Source organism: Flavobacterium polysaccharolyticum, assembly GCF_038739875.1.
In the GTDB taxonomy this organism is placed as follows: Bacteria; Bacteroidota; Bacteroidia; order Flavobacteriales; family Flavobacteriaceae; genus Flavobacterium; species Flavobacterium polysaccharolyticum.
Genome location: NZ_JBCGDP010000012.1, coordinates 12429 through 31278 on the forward strand (window position 1 = coordinate 12429; position 18850 = coordinate 31278).

Genomic DNA, 18850 nt, shown 5'->3' on the forward strand with positions numbered 1-18850 from the left:
AAAATATTCTATAAATCTAACAAATAAGCGAAAACTAATGGAGCCACAATGGTAGCATCCGACTCAATAATAAATTTAGGAGTATTGATATCCAATTTACCCCAAGTGATTTTCTCATTTGGTACAGCACCAGAATAAGATCCGTAACTTGTTGTTGAATCAGATATTTGACAGAAATAACTCCAAAATGGAACATCATGCATTTCCATGTCCTGATATAACATAGGTACTACACAAATTGGGAAGTCTCCTGCAATACCGCCACCGATTTGAAAAAATCCAATTCCGTTTGACGAATTTTTAGAATACCAATCAGCTAAGAAAGTCATATATTCAATACCAGACTTCATGGTTGAAGCTTTCAATTCTCCTTTGATAACATAGGATGCAAAAATATTACCCATTGTACTATCTTCCCAACCTGGTACAATAATAGGTAAATTTTTCTCAGCGGCAGCATACATCCAGCTATCTTTTATGTCAATTTCATAATATTCTTCTAATACTCCAGAAAGCAACATTTTGTACATAAATTCATGAGGAAAATAGCGCTCACCTTTATCATCAGCATCTTTCCAAATTTTATAAATGTGTTTTTGCAAACGTCTAAAAGCTTCATGCTCAGGAATACAAGTGTCGGTAACACGGTTTAGCCCTCGTTCTAACAAATCCCATTCATCTTGTGGCGTCAAATCACGATAGTTAGGTACTCGTTCGTAATGAGAATGAGCCACTAGATTCATGATATCTTCTTCTAAATTTGCACCAGTACATGAAATAATCTGTACTTTATCTTGGCGAATGATTTCGGCAAAAATTTTACCTATTTCGGCAGTACTCATTGCACCTGCCATACTTACCAACATTTTGGCTCCATTGGCTAATTGCTGCTCATAAGCTTTTGCAGCATCTACTAACGATGCAGAGTTGAAATGCAGATAATGCTTTTCAATAAACTGACTGATTGGTCCTTTACTCATTTTAATTTATTTAATTTATTAAAAATCATAAATTGTATTTCAAATTTAAGTAATTTTTAAATTGACTATGATTATGTATTCATTATTTTTTTCCGTAACCCAAAATTTTCAATACTTCTTCAGAAGTTTGTTGTTCTGAAAAAACTTCCGTGGCTAAAATACCATTTTCATCTCTATCGATCAAAATATGTTTAGGTTGAGGGATTAAACAGTGATGTAAACCTCCATAACCTCCTATGGTTTCTTGATAAGCTCCCGTATTAAAAAAACCAATATAAAGCGGTTTTTCTTTATTGTATTTTGGCAAATATATTGCATTCATATTTTGCTCAGAGTTGTAATAGTCATCACTATCACAAGTCATTCCTCCAAGCAAAACCCTTTCGTAAGTGTCATTCCAGCGGTTGATGGCTAACATGATAAAGCGCTTATTTATAGCCCAAGTATCTGGTAAAGTTGTAATAAATGAAGAGTCAATCATATTCCATTTTTCTCTATCATTTTGTTGCTTTTGATACAAAACTTGATAAATAGCTCCACCGCTTTCACCTACAGTAAACGAACCAAATTCAGTAAAAATATTAGGTACATCAACTTCAGCTTCTTCGCAAGCAATTTTAATTTGATTGATGATTTCATCAATCATATATTGATAATCATATTCGAAAGTCAATGAATTTTTTATTGGAAAACCACCACCAATATTTAAACCATCAAGGGTAGGGCATTCTTTTTTTAGCGCTACATATACTTTGATACATTTTACTAATTCATTCCAATAGTAGGCGTTATCATTGATTCCTGTATTAATAAAAAAGTGCAACATTTTAAGTTCCAGCTTTTTATTTTCCTTAATTTCTTTTTTGTAGAAAGGAACAATATTTTTGTATCCAATACCTAGTCTTGAGGTATAGAATTCGAATTTTGGTTCTTCTTCGGCGGCAATACGAATTCCGATTTTGAATTTGTTCTTTATTTGCGATTGCAATAAATCTAACTCTTCGTAATTATCGATGATTGGAATGGTGTTTTTGTGACCATTATTAATCAGTCTAGCAATGTTTTCGACATATTGATCTCTTTTGAATCCATTGCAAATTACATAAGTACTTTTATTTATTTTACCATTTTGAAGCAGATTCTCAACAATATTAATATCAAAAGCTGAAGACGTTTCAATATGAATATTATTCTTGAAAGCCTCATTCATAATATATTCAAAATGAGAGCTTTTTGTACAGTAACAGTAGTAGTATTTAGCCTCATACTTGTTTTTTTCCATCGATTTACGAAACCAACTTTTGGCTTTATTGATGTTATTTGAAATCTGAGGTAAATACGTGAATTTTAAAGGCGTACCATATTTTTCAACCAATTTCATCAAGTCAATATTGTGAAATTGAAGGTTGTCTTTATTTAATTTGAATTCTTCTTGAGGGAAGTAGTATGTTTGATTGATTAAGTCGTAATATTTTGTATTCATTAGTTTTGACTGTTTATAGAAATTAATTAAGCGTTTCAACTAAATTGATTCCTATTCAAACCCTAATGTTAGCGTACCTAATCTGTAGTTTTTCGTTTTCAGTTTTTATGTATTGAAAAGGGTCAAAATTAAAGCATCCAATCATGGTATAAAAACGGTGGAAAGATTTAATTAAAAATCGTTCTTGCTTGTTTTTATTCCCTTTTTCGTGGCTATTTTTTTGACTTTTTTTCATTGATGCAAATGTAAAAAATAATATATACGTAATGCAATCCTTTTTATTAAAAAAAAGATTAAGACTTGTAATCTTCAAAGGCTTCAAGAATCAATTCGTTTTCAACCAATTGATTTATTTTTATCTTTCCGATACCTTCAATTAATGCGAATTGAATGGTTCCGTATTCATTTTTTTTGTCGTGAATCAATAAATCTAAGATGGGATGGAGGTCATTTTCTTCAAAAACAATTTTATCATAAATGCTATTTATGGTTTGCTTTATTTGTTGATACTCGGATGTTGAAATTAGTTCTTTTTTTAATGAAATATAGCTTTCTAAAATCATTCCTATCGCAATAGCTTCTCCGTGCAATAATGTGGTTTTATCCTTACTTTCAAGGAAATAACTTTCTATAGCATGCCCTAATGTATGACCAAAATTTAAGGCTTTACGAATACCTTTTTCGGTAGGATCTTGCATTACAATTTCGTTTTTGATGGCTACAGAACGATGAATAAGCGAATCAAAATCAGCAAAATCAATAGAAGTTAAATCTAAAAACTTTTCCCAATATTCTTTGTCATAAATCAACCCGTGTTTGAGCATTTCGGCAAGACCTGAGCGCATTTCGCTTTGAGAAAGAGTTTCAAGATATGTAGTATCGATTAATACCATTTTTGGTACATTAATTACTCCAATTTGATTTTTTAAATTACCTAAATCTACACCGTTTTTTCCGCCCACAGATGCGTCTACCATAGATAAAAGTGTTGTTGGAATATGAATAAAGTCAACACCTCGCTTAAAAGTAGAAGCTATGAAACCTCCTAAATCAGTAACTACACCACCACCTACATTAATCACCAACGATTTTCTATCAGCACCTAATTCGGTCAAAACATTCCAAATTTCGATACAAGTTTCAATATTTTTATTGATTTCACCTGCTTCAAATTCAACAATTTCAATTGTCAAATCAGTTTCTAAATAAGGTAAAAATTTAGGTAAACAACTATCGGTAGTATTGCTGTCAACAATTATAAAAAGATTGGAGTATTTGTTTTCTTTTAAAAAAAGATTCAATTGCTCATAGGCACTTTCATTAAAATAAATAGGGTAGTTGTTGGCTGTAATAGTTTGCATGATCTTCAAATTATTTGAGTGGCAAAATAAGGCATTTTTTAGTTAATAGAATTCAAAACTCTAGCTATATTTGCATTAAAATTTAACAAATAATGAAAAATATATTCAATAATACACAAGTTGCCTTTGCTTTAAAAAGTGATACAGAACTAGATAGAGCTTATTTTTTATTTAAAATGATTGCTAGTGAACCTTTGGTTAGAATTGGTACTGCGGTTACTAATTTTGCCATTAAAGCTAATTTGCCTGTTGAAAGCCTTATTAGAGCTACGGTTTTTGATCATTTTTGTGGTGGGGTTAATGAAAACGATTGTTTGACTGTAGTTGATAAAATGTATACCAAAGGAGTTTCTTCCGTTTTGGATTATTCTGTTGAAGGAAAAGAAGAAGAAGAGCAATTTGATGCTGCTTTAAAAATGACTTTAAAGACTATTGAATTTGCGAAGGAAAGACTTGCAATTCCTTTTGCTGTTTTTAAACCAACAGGTTTTGGCCGATTGGCATTATATGAAAAGTTAGGAGAGAAAAAGCCTTTGACAGATGAAGAAACTATTGAATGGAATAAAGTTGTTGAACGATTTGATGCCGTTTGTAAAGAAGCATACATTAAAGATGTAGCCTTGCTTATCGATGCCGAAGAAAGCTGGATGCAAGATGTAGCAGATGATTTGGTTACTGATATGATGCGTAAATACAACAAAGAAAAAGCTGTAATTTTCAATACGCTGCAAATGTACCGTTGGGATCGTTTGGATTATTTGAAGAAAATACATGAAGAAGCTAAACGTGATCAGTTTTTTATTGGAATGAAATTGGTTCGTGGTGCCTACATGGAAAAAGAAAATCTTCGAGCTCAAGAAATGAATTATCCAACGCCTATTTGTGCTTCAAAAGAAGCATCGGATGAAAATTATGATGCCGCTGTAATCTATATGATGGGGCATTTAGATAGTATGTCGATTTTTGCAGGAACGCACAATGAATTGAGTACTTACAAGTTAATGGATTTGATGGAGAAAAAAGGTGTAAAAAGCAATGACAACCGAATCTGGTTTGGTCAATTGTACGGGATGAGTGATAATATTAGCTACAATTTGGCAGAGAACGGATATAATGTTGCGAAATATTTGCCATTTGGTCCAGTAAAAGATGTAATGCCATACTTGATCAGACGTGCTGAAGAAAATACATCTGTTGCAGGACAAACCAGTCGTGAATTATCGATGATAAAAAGCGAACGTAAAAGAAGAAAAGAAAAATAATTCATTCAAAAAAATAAGTGGTGAAAGCTACTTATTATTTGCAGTTCGAATCGTTTGTGATGTGTTATACATGGAGGCTAATTTTTTTTAAAAAGGAAATATCTTATATTTGGCACTCCAAACTGTTTTTGTATCAAAAACATTAAAAGATTGTATAGTTCTTTAAAATAATTAATCTTTCGAAAGTGAAATCAACTTCTTATGAAATCATAAGAAATTAAGTGAACTATTTTCGAAAAACAAATATTGACTAAAAATGAAATTACTAGAAGGAAAAGTTGCCATTATTACTGGTGCAAGTCGTGGAATTGGAAAAGGAATTGCTGAAGTTTTTGCAAAAAACGGAGCCAATGTTGCTTTTACCTATAGCTCATCTGTTGCTTCTGCTGAAGCTTTAGAAAGTGAATTGAATGCAATGGGGATTAAAGCAAAAGGCTATCAGTCTAATGCAGCTGATTTTGATGAAGCGCAAAAATTTGTTGATGCTGTTTTGGCTGATTTTGGAACAGTTGATATTTTGATTAACAACGCTGGAATTACCAAAGATAACTTGTTAATGCGTATGTCAGAAGCTGATTTTGATTTAGTTATCGATGTAAACTTGAAGTCAGTTTTTAATATGACAAAAGCGATTCAAAAGACATTTTTAAAACAACGTTCAGGTTCTATAATTAATATTAGTTCTGTAGTAGGTGTTTCGGGTAATGCTGGTCAAGCCAATTATGCAGCATCTAAAGCGGGTGCAATAGGATTTACCAAGTCTGTAGCATTGGAGTTGGGTTCAAGAAACATTCGTTGTAATGCCATCGCTCCAGGTTTTATTGAAACTGAAATGACAGCGAAATTAAGTGAAGATGTAGTAAAAGGATGGAGAGAAGGTATTCCGTTGAAACGTGGTGGTTCTACAGAAGATGTGGCTAATGCTTGTTTGTTTTTAGCTTCTGATATGAGTTCTTATATCACAGGTCAAGTATTAAACGTTTGTGGAGGAATGCTTACCTAAAAATAGGATTCAGATTTTAGCATTCAGTATTTAATCTGAAAATAATTCAGAGTATCTATAGTATAAGTTACAATTATAATTAAATATGACAACAAACACCGTTCTGTTACTGATTCTTTCAATAGTTATAGCTGCATGTTTGTCGTATTTTCAATATCTATTTAAAGCCAAAAGTCAATCCAAAGTGTATTGGCTTTTGGCTTTTTTACGTTTTGCCTCGATTTTTGGTATTTTATTGTTATTGATAAATCCTATTATCAGTAGAACAGAATTAGAAATTATCAAAACACCATTACCTATTGTAGTTGATAATTCTAGTTCAATTTCTTTTCTGAAAGCTAATAAAAAAGCTCAAGAAGTGTATGAGGAACTGATTTCAAATAAAGATTTGCAAAATAAATTTGAGATTCAACCCTTTTTGTTTGATGCGACTTTGCAACCATCGGATACTTTTAATTTTAGAGGAACACAAACACAGTTGGATGTTGTTGCCAAAGATTTGAAAAGTTTGAATAAAAACATTCATTTTCCAACGGTATTGGTTACTGATGGAAACCAAACTTCTGGTGATGATTATGTATATAGTTTTGATTCAGAAAACGCTGTTTTTCCTATCGTTTTGGGGGATACCACAGCTGTTTTTGATTTAAAAATCAGCCAACTGAATGTGAATAAATATGCGTTTTATAAGAATAAATTTCCAGTAGAAGTATTTGTTCAGTATTCAGGAAAGCGATTATCTACAGCTAATTTTTCAATTTCAGAAGGAAATAACACAATTCTTAAACAGCTTGTAAATTTTACTGCTGGGCAAAGAACTACTACATTTACTGTTTTCCTCCCTGCTGATAAAATGGGCTTACATTTATTTAAAGCAACTATCAGTTCTGGTAAAAAGGAAAAAAACAGTTACAACAACGTCAAGAATTTTGCTGTTGAAGTATTAGATCAAAAAACAGTTGTTGGATTGGTATCTGCGGTGAATCATCCTGATTTAAGTGCTTTTAAGCGCGCCATTGAAACTAATGCACAACGTAAAGTAAGTATTATTAAGCCACAAGAAATCAAATCTTTATCTGATTATAATGTTTTGATTTTATATCAACCTAATGCTTCTTTTAAGTCTATTTTTGATGGTGCTAAAACCGCTGGATTAAATACTTTAGTTGTTACAGGAATGACTACAGATTTTAATTTTTTGAATCAACAACAAAATGATTTGGATTTTAAAGTCACCAATCAGAAAGAAGATTTCTTACCGTCATTCAATACAAAATTCAATTTGTTTGCTTTGGATAATATAGGTTTTGACAATTTTCCTCCCTTGGCACATCCTTTTGGTACCATTACCGCGAAAGAGAATGTTACGGTTTTACTTTCTTCCAAAATACGAAGTATAGATACAGGTTTACCTTTGTTAGCATTTACTGAAACAGGCGGAAAACGAGCTGCGTATTTGTTAGGAGAAAATAGTTGGAAATGGCGATTACAATCCCACGTGGACCAGCAATCATTTGAAAAATATGATGTTTTTATTGATAAAACCATTCAGTTTTTAGCTTCTAATAGTTCAAAAAAATCTTTGGTTGTTACTCACGAAAATTTTTATAATTCAGGAGAGGCAATTGCTATTACCGCTCAGTTTTTTAATAAGAATTATGAGTTTGATGACAATGCACGACTAACTATTTCTGTAACAAACGTAAAAAATAAGCAAACCAAAAATTATGATTTGCTTAAAGGAACCAATGCTTATCAAGTCAATTTAGATGGACTTTCTGCTGGAAGTTATACCTTTATTGTAAAAGAATTGAATACCAAAACCAGTTATTCAGGGCGTTTTGAAATTCTAGATTTTGATATCGAAAAGCAATTTGTGGCTCCCGATTATACCAAATTAGTGCAATTAGCTGAGCAAACTAAAGGAAAAGTATTTCTTCCTTCGCAAGTAAATCAATTGATACAAAAATTGCTTGCAGATGAATCGTACAAAGCGATTGAGAAAGAAAATGTCATCAAATCACCTTTGATTGATTGGATTTGGCTTTTAATTTTGATTGCAATTTGTTTGTCAACAGAATGGTTTGTGCGTAAATATCACGGGCTATTATAGTTTTAAATAGACTTTTTTAAATGTAACAGATGGATTTTAGGCTAAAAGTATTTTATACCGTAGTAATTCGACTTAATTTTACTAAGGCGGCTGCGGAATTGTATATTAGTCAGCCAGCCGTTTCAAAACACATTCAAGAACTAGAAGAGACCTACAAAACGAAGCTTTTTGAACGAAATGGTTCTAAAATTGCTTTAACACCAGCTGGTCATCTTTTGTTACAACATACTAAATCTATATTTGATATTTATCGTGAGATTGAGTTTGATATGAGTTCATTTGTAACCAAACGCCAAGGATTATTGAGACTTGGAGCAAGCACAACACTTTCGCAATATGTTATTTCTCCAATTTTAGCTCAATTTCACAAAAAAGAAAAAGGAATAAGTATTCATTTGATTAATGGTAATACGGAACAAATAGAAAAAGCATTAATCAACAAGGAAATTGAAATTGGAGTAGTAGAAGGACAGTCTAAAAACCAGTCAATTAAATATTTACCCTTTTTAAAAGATGAATTGGTTTTAGTATGTCGTTTTTTACATCCTTTGGCTAATAAAAATGAAATTACTCTTGAAGAGTTAAAAAAACTTCGCCTTCTAACTAGAGAGCGAGGTTCTGGAACACTTGAAGTTATTGAGCACACCTTAAAACAACAAAATGTCAAGTTAACCGATTTGCAAATCGAAATGCAATTGGGTAGTACAGAAAGTATTAAATCGTATTTGTTGCATTCCGATTGTTTTGCATTTATGTCTATCCATGCCGTGTCTAAAGAGTTGAAAAATAAAGAATTGACAGTGATTGATATAAAGAACTTATCCATTGAGCGTTTCTTTTTTTGTATAACTTTAGTTGGGAAATCCGATACATTGTCTGAACTCTTTATTAGAAGTATTTCTGATTATTATAACCTAGAGTTATAGGCTATTGTGTTTTTGTATTGGACTTTTAAGCTTATAAGTAGGACCTTTGTAAAGTAATTTTAAACTACTTTACGATGGATACTACATCAAAACATAGCGCTGTTGCACCCACACACTTTTTAAATCTTTCTAGAACCAATCAACAAATTCTTTTTGTTCTTCTCTTAATAGTTTGTCTTACTTTTTCTGTGTCACCACCCATTGCCTTGCTTTTGGGATTGATTATAGCGAATTTATCAGGACATCCCTTTTTACATTTAAATCATAAAGCAACTTCAATTTTATTGCAAATATCCGTGGTCGGATTAGGATTTGGTATGAATTTGCATAGTGCTATTGCAGCAGGAAAAGAAGGAATGCTTTTTACTATTGTTTCTATTTTTTCTACTTTGCTTATCGGGATTATCTTAGGAAAATGGCTTGGAATTGATAAAAAGATTGCGCATTTAATTTCTTGTGGTACAGCAATCTGTGGAGGAAGTGCCATTGTAGCCATAGCACCAGTAGTGGAGTCTAAAGAAAATCAGACTTCAGTAGCTCTCGGAGTTATCTTTATTTTAAACTCGGTGGCTTTGTTTTTGTTTCCTGTTATTGGACATTGGTTACAATTGTCTCAAAACGAATTTGGATTGTGGTGTGCTATTGCCATACACGATACGAGTTCTGTTGTTGGTGCTGCTAATAAATTTGGCATAGAAGCACTGCAAGTTGCAACTACAGTAAAATTAGCAAGAGCGTTATGGATTATTCCCATCGCGATTGGTTCTTCTTATTTATTTAAAAATGGAAAAAAGAAAGTCACTATTCCGTATTTTATTTTCTTATTTATCTTGGCTTTGATAGTAAACACTTATGTTCCAGCCGTTACAACTGTTGCTCCATTTTTAGTATCTGTTTCAAAAGTTGGTCTAACAGTTACACTTTTTTTAATCGGTGCGGGACTTAATTTTACAAGCTTAAAGCAAGTAGGAATAAAACCTTTATTGCTTGGCATTCTGTTGTGGGGTTTTATTGTTGGTATGGCATTATTGGTAATTATGAATTATGCTCATTAATTTTTTTATTCCATTCATAACGTTCCAAGTAGAAGTTTTTCTTTCGATTGAGGTAATAAATTTTTAATCGAAAATAGTCATAAAACAAAGCAATCAATAAAAACAAGCAGCCTAAAAAAAGTGTTTTTAGTGCGATAATTTGGTACAACAAGCCTCCTACAAAACAACCCAAGAAAAATAAAGTAATAATGGATAATCTCAGAAAAATATTCCTTCTGAGTTTTTTCTTTTCTTCAATTTGAGTGTAAAAAAACAATTGTGATAGTTCAATACCTAAATCAGTAAAAAGCCCTGTTAGATGTGTTGTTCTAACTGTTGATTGTGAAATACGAGTTACTAAAGCATTTTGAAGTCCCATAGTAAAAAGCAAAGTAAAGGCAATTATTTTCCCTTGAAGGTTCGCTGCATCTGCAGAAGCTCCGAATAATCCAATAATGAATAATAATACTATTTCTATTGATAACGGAATGACGTGTGAGAATTCAGGTTTTGTTTTGGCGACTAATTCTACAATAAAATTTGAAGTAAAAGCTCCTAGTAGAAAAAAAAGAATAAATACAAAAAAAGCAAAGGCTGCCAAGTATTGATGCTCCATAATTTGCTCAGCAAAGTAAGCAAAATGCCCAGTAACATTTGTGGTAAGCACTTGAATTTCGAGCACACCAGTAACATTTACTATACCAGCTACAAAAGATAGCGTAGTGGCTAAACGCAAATTATGACTGAACGTTCTGTTTTTTCCTTGGTGGCGAAACATGGATTGTTTTTACCAAATTTACAATAAACCTTTCTGGAATTATTCTTTTTGATACTGCTTATTTTTTAAGAGTTCAGAAGCCGTTTGATAATAAGAAATCGTTTCGTTAACAAGTCGCTTATTCGGTTTTTTCAATAGAATTTCATCATAATGGGACTGATATTCCTTTTGAATATTTGAATTCGGTATCATTTTTAAATCAAATTGTTTTACTTTTTGCTTAGGCGAAAGTATCGTTAAAATGTTCTCTTTCATTAATCCTAAATCCTGATAAGTAGCAATGAAAGCTCTTGGTTGATAAGTAGTTTTCATTACATCTTGTCCGTAAAATTTACTCTTATAATCAAAATGTAACAATCCTAAAACCGTAGGCATAATATCAATTTGGGACATCAGATTTTTAAATTCTCTTTTATCGGTACGATTTGGATCATAAACAAAAGCTGGAATTCTGTATTTGTCTAACGGAAGTTCTATTTTTCCAGCACTTGAAGCACAATGATCTGCTACAATTACAAAAAGGGTATTTTTGAACCAAGGCTGTTTTTTAGCCATTTTGAAAAACTGTTTCAATGCGTAATCGGTATATTTTACGCCACCTTCACGAGATTTTGCATCACCTGGAATATCTATTTTGTTATTAGGATAAGTAAAAGGTCTGTGATTGCTCACAGTCATCCAATGAGAAAAGAATGGTTTGCCAGTTTTAGCATCAGCATTCATAGTTTGAATGGCTTTTTTTGCCATATCTTCATCGCAAACCCCCCATACATTGGCAAAAGTAATTTCCTCTTTAGCAAATGATTTTTTATCAATTATATTGTAACCATTTCCTCCGAAGAAGGATTCCATATTGTCAAAAAAAGCATCTCCACCGTATAAATAATTGACAATGTATCCTTTCTTTTTAAAAACAGAAGCTGTAGTGAACTTATTTTTATTGTCTTTCCTCTTTACCACACTTTCACCAGCTGTTGGTGGCAAACAAAGTGTCAAAGCCTCTAAGCCTCTTACAGTTCTATTGCCCACTGCATACATATTATTAAATTCTAAACTTTTATCGGCAAGACTATCCAGAAAAGGGGTAATGTTTTTTTCATTACCGTATCGTTTCATAAAATCTGCGCTTAGACTTTCTATGGTGATTAAAACTACATTCTTTTTGATTTCGGAACTGTCAGAGGCAATAGCTCTAAGTGAACTTGTTCCTTTAATTCCTGGTAATAAATCATATAAGTGCGTATATGCTTCGTCTTTTGGTAATGTTTTATAAAACTTAAAATAATCCAATTCACTATTCATAAATGCCAAGTAGAACTTATAAATTCCGTTGGATTGTAATTCATTGGTGAAAATATTGGTCGAATTTTCTTTTTTAGCCAAAGTAGGAATTGCCCAAAAAGAAAGTACTAACAAGCTCAAGAAAACTAGAGATAAATTTATTTTTTCTTTGAAAGTAGGTAGGTCCATCAAGTAGCTTTTCGTTCTTTTAACAATAAAAAAAGTAATGATTCCAACCACTAAAAACAAGGCGAAAAAAATAGGAATCACAGGATAAGATTCCATAATGTTGCCAATTACTTCATTGGTATAAATTAAATAATTGACTGCGATAAAGTTGTATTTTACCCCAAATTCATTCCAAAAAAAGTATTCGCTGATACCGTTTTGTAAAAGTAGTAAAACATATAAAAAGATAACAAAACTAAACATCCACAAGCGGAAACGCTCACGGTATTGAGGTAGAAATAAAAACAAACCAAAGAATACGGTTTTAATTCCAACAAAGGCAATTCCAATTTTGGGTAAAGCGCCACCGTATTCGTCCAAAATAGTATTTCCTAACGTTACATAACCTAATAAAGAGAGAAGTAATCCAAAAATGATATAACCGTAAGGCTTATTGTATTTTGAATTGGAAATAAAAATCAAATAGAACCACAGAAATCCACTGGCTATAATAAATACAAACACATCAGAACAAAGTCCTAGTCCATAAATTTTAATTCCTTCTAGAAAAGTAAAAGAACTTTGTGTAATGGGATGAACCATCAAAACAGTTCTCAACACAAAACTAATACTAAGATAAAAAAGAGATAAGTAGTAAAACGGGGAAAGTTTTTTTAAAAAAGGCATTTTGTATTTTTTTATTCAAAATTATACTTGTCTACTTCTAATTGGTTTAAGATTCATTTAAGATTAACTTAAAATTTGCTTAAAGTAAATTAAAATTAAGATTCCCTTAAAATAAGTAACAACAAGTTGAGTTTGACTATAAATGCAATACTTTTACTTTATGAATTTAACAAATGTTTATATGAAGAATACGATGCTACTATTATTTCTTTTTTTGACCACAAGTGGTTTTTCTCAAAACTGGAAATCCAATTTTGATGAAGCAAAAGCAGAAGCTACCAAAGAGGACAAAAATATCGTTTTGGTATTTTCTGGCTCTGATTGGTGTGCACCTTGTATGAAGTTAGATAATGTAGTTTGGAAATCAGAAGCCTTCAAACAAGAAGCAGAAAAAAATTGGGTCATTTATAAAGCTGATTTTCCGAAGAAAAAAGCCAATCAATTGGCTCCCGATTTAACCGCTGCTAATCAAAAATTAGCCGAGAAATACAATCGTGGCGGAAGTTTTCCTTTGGTCGTGTTACTAGATAAGACAGGAAAAGTTTTAGGAATGACGGGTTTTAAAAATGTTCCTGCCAATGATTATATACAATTAATTCATTCGTTAGAGAAAAAATGAGAAACGTAACTCTTATATTCCTGTTGACATCCATTTTCGCTTTTGGGCAAGTGAACCACAAGCAAAAATTGTATATGCTAGGAAGTCCTTTTGAAATGACTGTCGTTGCTAAAGATACAATTCAAGGCAACATTTTTATTGATATGGCTGTTGCCGAAGTGAAGCGCATTGAAAATCTTATTTCAGATTGGATTCCAACCACACAAATATCTCAAGTGAGTAAAAATTCAGGCATTCAACCTGTAAAAGTTGATAAAGAAGTCTATGATTTGGTGGAACGTGCTATAAAAGTATCACAGCTTACTTCGGGAGCTTTTGATATTTCTTATGCTTCTATGGATAAAATTTGGAAATTCGACGGAAGTATGAAGGCTATGCCCACTCCCGAAGCTATCAAACAATCGGTAGCTAGAATTGGGTATCAAAAAATTGTGTTGGATGCCAAAGCACAGACTATTTACTTGAAGGAAAAAGGAATGAAATTAGGACTAGGAGGTATTGGTCAAGGCTATATTGCAGATAAAATCAAAGATTTATTGCTATCAAAAGGTTGTACCTCTGGAATTGTAAATGTATCGGGCGATATTAATGCTTGGGGCTATCAAACGACAGGTAAACCTTGGACAGTCGCCATTGTTAACCCAATGAATAAAAATAAAGTATTTGCTACTTTCCCTCTCGAGAATAGTTCGGTAGAGACTTCAGGCAGTTACGAAAAATATGTGGTTTTTGACGGCAAACGCTATTCTCACATCATTGACCCTAGATCGGGTTATCCAGCACAAGGAGTGGTGAGTGTTTCTGTTTTTGCCAAACAAACTGAAATTGCAGATGCTTTAGCTACTGGGATTTTTGTTTTGGGAGTTGATGTAGGCTTGAACTTAGTCAACCAGCTAAAAGGCATTGGATGTATAATTGTTGACGATAAAGGGGAAATACATACCTCTAAAAATATTGATATTAAAAAATTTAACTAATGAAAAAATTACTTTTTGCTAGTATACTAGTAGCCGCTTTACAATCTTGTACTTCTGTAAAAGAATATGAAAAAGTAGCTATAAATGACCCTGATATGAAGCTTGCTGCAAGAGCATCAGAACGTTATGAAACCACTTTTCAGGTCTACAGAGAAGCTTCTGCTGGAGCTAATGGAGGAAAAACTGGTGGTGGTTGTGGATGTAACTAAATCCTCAAAATAATTTATTTAATTGAAATATAGATAATGAAAAAAGCCCTATCCATTCTATTACTGAGTATTGTTTTATTTGCCAATGGGCAACAGAAAGACTCTACAGCAGTTGGATTTAAGAAAAGAGTATTAGAAACTACCGAAGTTGATTTCTTGTTAAGCTACTACAAACAAGATGGGATACATTCAGCTGTTTCTGGTGGTAGCGGAACCGAAAATCTGACAGATATTACAGCTGCAATAGTGGTGGCAATGCCATTAAGCGATGATGAAGTACTGACTGCAGATATTGGTATTTCTGCTTATTCTTCAGCATCATCAAGTAATATTAATCCTTTTGATAGCAATACACCAAATCCTTGGCAATCTAGTTCAGGAGCATCGCAATCCGATCAATTGACCAGTTTGGCTTTATCGTATTCTGCAAGTTCTGATGATAGAAACACAATTTGGAATGCACACGTTTCTGCTTCGGTGGAATATGATTATTCTTCTATTGGATTTGGTGGTGGAGTTACCAAAGAATTTAATGATAAAAATACAGAAGTGAGCCTTTCTGCCAGTGCGTATTTGGATACGTGGAAACCTATTTATCCGAAAGAATTACAGGATTATAAAAATAATGGAGATAATTTGAACGGTGGAATATTTGATTATTTTACCATTACTGGAAATACAGCTTATAATCCGAGTCAATTCGAATTTCATAAGGATAAGAAAAGAAATTCCTATTCTGTATCGTTAAGTTTGTCGCAAGTGATTAACAAAAAATTGCAAGCATCGGTGTTTTTGGATGTGTTACAACAACAAGGTTTGCTATCTACGCCGTATCAAAGGGTGTATTTCAAAGATGTGTCGGCTTCCTTTATCAATAATTTTCAATTGGCCAATGATATTGAACGCCTACCAGATTCAAGATTCAAATTACCAATAGGAGCGAGGTTGCATTATTACATCAATGAGCGCTTTGTGTTGCGAACCTATTATCGTTTCTATTCTGATAACTGGGGAATACAATCACATACCGCTAGTATTGAATTGCCAATCAAGCTAACGGATCGCTTTACGGTTTTCCCTATGTATCGTTATTATACACAAACGGCTTCAGACTATTTTGCACCTATCAATACGCATTTATCAACGGATCAATACTACACTTCTGATTATGATTTGTCAGCTTTTGATGCCAATCAGTATGGATTTGGGGTCAATTATACCGATATTTTTACAGGAGCAAAAATTTGGAAATTCGGCTTGAAAAATATTGATTTTAGATACAATCATTACGATAGGAGTGATGGTTTGAAAGCTGATATCGTCTCACTTGGGTTCAAGTTTTTAATGCAATAACTATGAAAATTCTTATTGTAGAAGACGAAGTTGGAATTGCTGATTTTCTCAAACAGGGTTTAGAAGAAGAGGGCTATTCGGTATTGGTAGCTTACGATGGCGAAGCAGGTTTAGCCTTGGCTTTGCAGCAAAAAGTAAACGTTATTTTATTGGATTGGATGCTGCCAAAAATGCACGGAATAGACATTTGTAAAGCCATTCGAAAAGCCAATATTCAAACGCCTATTTTGTTTTTGACTGCTAGAGATACCGTACAAGAAACGATAGAAGGTTTGAAAGCTGGAGCGAATGATTACATCAAAAAACCTTTTAGTTTTGATGAATTAATTGAACGAATTAAAATTCATTTTAGAAATACCGCTTCCAATGACATATTGGTTTTAGGCAACATCAGCATTGATCCGTCCAAACATCAAGTGCTGCTGGGCGATCAAGAAGTTAATCTTACGCAACGCGAATATGAATTATTAGTATATTTAATCAAAAATAAAGGAAAGGTTTGTACTCGAAATCAAATTATTGAGGACGTTTGGGATATTCATTTTGAATACGATACAGGAGTTATTGATGTATTTATGAACGCCATCCGAAAAAAACTCAATCTGAACAAAGAAGAAGATCTCATCAAAACCATTCGTGGCGTTGGCTATATTGCTAATGATTAATTTCACATAAATATGTTTTCATTTTCATACAAAGACAGAATTGCCTTTAACTATATTTTGAGCACTGGTCTCTTAATTTCTGTCGTTTTTATTGTGATTTATCAAAGTATGAAATACAATGTAAACACGCATATCAATGAAGACATTCAAACTGAGGTTCAAAAGCATTTAGAAGAAATAGAAATCGATCGCAACAATACGTATTTAATTCAAGTCGATCAATGGCGTGCTAGAGAGCATAATACAGTAACCGTAAATCCTGTTTTTGTACAGTTTTTTGATAGTAACAATCAATTAATTGACAAATCTCCCAACTTGAAAGGCTTGCAACTTAAAATGTATAAAGAGTCTTTTGACAACAAATTCATTGATACCTATTTAAATAAAACACCTATTCGTCAGATTCAAGTTCCGCTGTATGACGAACAGAAAATTGTAGGTCATCTGTTTGTAGCAATGTCATTAGATGATGCGCAAATGATTTTGACCAACTTGCGCAATACCCTTTTTGTTTCTTTTCCTTTAATACTCATTTTACTTTTTCTTATTGCTCGATTGATTGCAGGTCGAAGCATAAAACCTGTTACTGCCATCACCGAAACCTCTAGTAACATTACAAAAGACAACCTAAAAGGACGCATCGTTTTACCTCAAAACAAAGATGAACTCTACACGCTTTCCAAAACAATCAATGATTTGCTGGATCGAATAGAAAATGCCGTAGAGCGAGAAAAACAATTTACTTCGGATGCTTCACACGAATTAAGAACGCCGCTAACGGTTTTGAAAGGTACTTTGGAAGTATTGATACGAAAACCGAGAACACAAGCAGAATACGAAGAAAAAATTGCATATAGTATTAAAGAAGTCAATCGTGTGAATAACTTGGTGGATCAATTATTGTTATTGGCGCGTTTCGAAAATCAAAAACAACAATTAAAAATTGAAAAGGTGTATTTGAACGCATTGATTTTGGATACTTTGACGATGTATTCAGAAAAGATAAAATCAAAGAAAACAACCGTTGTTAGTCAATTTACTGCTGATTATTATATTGAATCCGATCATTATTTAGTAGCGATAATTATTGGAAATATTATCAGTAACGCCATCAAGTATTCAGGAGAAAATACTGTGGTTACAATTGATTTGAATAAAGACGAAAAAGGCACCCACTGCATCATTACCGACCAAGGAATTGGTATAGCCAAAGCCGATTTGGATAAAATTTACAACCCTTTTTATCGTTCTAATGCTACCAATCATCCTACGATAAAAGGCTCTGGATTAGGACTTTCTATAGTGAAACGAATTGCAGAATTACTCCCTATGGATATCGAAATTTTTAGTGAAACTGGCAAGGGAACTAAAGTAGTCTTAAGTTTTCATTAATCTCTTTTAAGCCGTTCTTAAGATATTTCATATATTTACCACTTACTTTTGTACCAAAGCTTGATGCTGTAACCATTTGAAAGTAGTTGGATATGTCTGTCAAAAAAATAACGACCTTTTTATTTCTATTTGTTTTTGTGTATTCCAACACAGAAATAGGGCAGTTATTCAAAATACCCAATTTGTATCAGCATTACTTAGAGCATCAAAATCACAACCAAGAACAAGCCTTTTCGTTTATCGATTTTACCATCAGTCACTATAATAATTTAAACAAACACACCGATACTGATGGTCACGACAAGCACGAAAACTTACCTTTCAAAAGTCAAACCATCAATCTCGATACGGTTGTCTTGGCTTTTGAGGAACCTCAATCTATTTTTACTTTAAAAAATCCTATACGAGTAGTTGTAAATCAATCACTTCCGATTTACAAAGAATGGTATATTTCTAACGTATTTAGTTCTATTTGGCAACCGCCTAAACTAGTTTAAAATTATCTTTATCGTTACTTATCTTTTTTGATAATTACTTTTTTACTGAATTATTGGTATTC

General features: G+C 32.6%; 17 protein-coding genes. 12 read left to right on the forward strand and 5 right to left on the reverse strand.

What is annotated here, in order from left to right:
* Positions 1–8: 8 nt before the first annotated feature.
* The 3 genes from WFZ86_RS12530 to aroB all read right to left on the reverse strand — a co-directional run bounded on the left by WFZ86_RS12530 (position 9) and on the right by aroB (position 3824).
* Positions 9–980: a deoxyhypusine synthase family protein gene (locus WFZ86_RS12530; protein ID WP_342692234.1), complete on the reverse strand. Its 972-nt coding sequence runs from the start codon at positions 978–980 to the stop codon at positions 9–11.
* Positions 981–1062: 82 nt separating this feature from the next.
* Positions 1063–2463 (reverse strand): type III PLP-dependent enzyme domain-containing protein, encoded by a 1401-nt coding sequence (locus WFZ86_RS12535; protein WP_342692235.1) that lies wholly within the window; start codon positions 2461–2463, stop codon positions 1063–1065.
* A 293-nt stretch (positions 2464–2756) separates the two neighbouring features.
* The gene (gene aroB / locus WFZ86_RS12540) at positions 2757–3824 is read right to left on the reverse strand and encodes a 3-dehydroquinate synthase (RefSeq protein ID WP_342692236.1); all 1068 of its coding nucleotides are present in this window, start codon (positions 3822–3824) and stop codon (positions 2757–2759) included.
* A 92-nt stretch (positions 3825–3916) separates the two neighbouring features.
* Between aroB and WFZ86_RS12545 the strand changes: the two genes are divergently transcribed.
* From WFZ86_RS12545 to WFZ86_RS12565, 5 genes are all read left to right on the forward strand, one after another.
* Positions 3917–5086: a proline dehydrogenase family protein gene (locus WFZ86_RS12545; RefSeq protein ID WP_342692237.1), complete on the forward strand. Its 1170-nt coding sequence runs from the start codon at positions 3917–3919 to the stop codon at positions 5084–5086.
* Positions 5087–5342: 256 nt separating this feature from the next.
* A complete protein-coding gene (gene fabG, locus WFZ86_RS12550; protein WP_342692238.1) occupies positions 5343–6089 on the forward strand; it encodes a 3-oxoacyl-[acyl-carrier-protein] reductase in 747 nt (248 codons plus the stop codon).
* 85 nt (positions 6090–6174) lie between these two features.
* Positions 6175–8202, forward strand: a complete 2028-nt coding sequence (locus WFZ86_RS12555; RefSeq protein ID WP_342692239.1) for a hypothetical protein — start codon at positions 6175–6177, stop codon at positions 8200–8202.
* 29 nt (positions 8203–8231) lie between these two features.
* Positions 8232–9128, forward strand: coding sequence for a LysR family transcriptional regulator (locus tag WFZ86_RS12560; protein ID WP_342692240.1), 897 nt, complete (start codon positions 8232–8234; stop codon positions 9126–9128).
* A gap of 74 nt (positions 9129–9202) precedes the next feature.
* Positions 9203–10183 carry a YeiH family protein gene (locus tag WFZ86_RS12565; protein WP_342692241.1) on the forward strand — a complete coding sequence of 327 codons (981 nt, stop codon included), beginning with the start codon at positions 9203–9205 and terminating at the stop codon, positions 10181–10183.
* Here WFZ86_RS12565 and WFZ86_RS12570 read toward each other — a convergent pair.
* Positions 10164–10940, reverse strand: coding sequence for a YoaK family protein (locus tag WFZ86_RS12570; protein WP_342692242.1), 777 nt, complete (start codon positions 10938–10940; stop codon positions 10164–10166). The genes WFZ86_RS12565 and WFZ86_RS12570 overlap by 20 nt on opposite strands.
* A gap of 39 nt (positions 10941–10979) precedes the next feature.
* Positions 10980–13076 carry an LTA synthase family protein gene (locus tag WFZ86_RS12575; protein WP_342692243.1) on the reverse strand — a complete coding sequence of 699 codons (2097 nt, stop codon included), beginning with the start codon at positions 13074–13076 and terminating at the stop codon, positions 10980–10982.
* 181 nt (positions 13077–13257) lie between these two features.
* Between WFZ86_RS12575 and WFZ86_RS12580 the strand changes: the two genes are divergently transcribed.
* The 7 genes from WFZ86_RS12580 (at position 13258) to WFZ86_RS12610 (ending at position 18788) form a co-directional block, all read left to right on the forward strand.
* Positions 13258–13695, forward strand: a complete 438-nt coding sequence (locus tag WFZ86_RS12580; protein WP_342692244.1) for a thioredoxin family protein — start codon at positions 13258–13260, stop codon at positions 13693–13695.
* The gene (locus WFZ86_RS12585) at positions 13692–14672 is read left to right on the forward strand and encodes an FAD:protein FMN transferase (protein ID WP_342692245.1); all 981 of its coding nucleotides are present in this window, start codon (positions 13692–13694) and stop codon (positions 14670–14672) included. Before WFZ86_RS12580 ends, WFZ86_RS12585 begins: the two co-directional genes overlap by 4 nt.
* Positions 14672–14881 carry a DUF4266 domain-containing protein gene (locus WFZ86_RS12590; RefSeq protein WP_078212865.1) on the forward strand — a complete coding sequence of 70 codons (210 nt, stop codon included), beginning with the start codon at positions 14672–14674 and terminating at the stop codon, positions 14879–14881. The genes WFZ86_RS12585 and WFZ86_RS12590 overlap by 1 nt, the downstream gene beginning before the upstream one ends.
* A 36-nt stretch (positions 14882–14917) precedes the next feature.
* The gene (locus WFZ86_RS12595; protein WP_342692246.1) at positions 14918–16234 is read left to right on the forward strand and encodes a DUF3570 domain-containing protein; all 1317 of its coding nucleotides are present in this window, start codon (positions 14918–14920) and stop codon (positions 16232–16234) included.
* Positions 16235–16236: 2 nt separating this feature from the next.
* Entirely contained in the window at positions 16237–16899 is a 663-nt protein-coding gene (locus WFZ86_RS12600) for a response regulator transcription factor (protein ID WP_315146554.1), read from the forward strand.
* 12 nt (positions 16900–16911) lie between these two features.
* Entirely contained in the window at positions 16912–18291 is a 1380-nt protein-coding gene (locus WFZ86_RS12605) for a sensor histidine kinase (protein WP_342692247.1), read from the forward strand.
* Positions 18292–18383: 92 nt separating this feature from the next.
* The gene (locus WFZ86_RS12610; RefSeq protein WP_342692248.1) at positions 18384–18788 is read left to right on the forward strand and encodes a hypothetical protein; all 405 of its coding nucleotides are present in this window, start codon (positions 18384–18386) and stop codon (positions 18786–18788) included.
* The last annotated feature ends 62 nt before the right edge of the window (positions 18789–18850 follow it).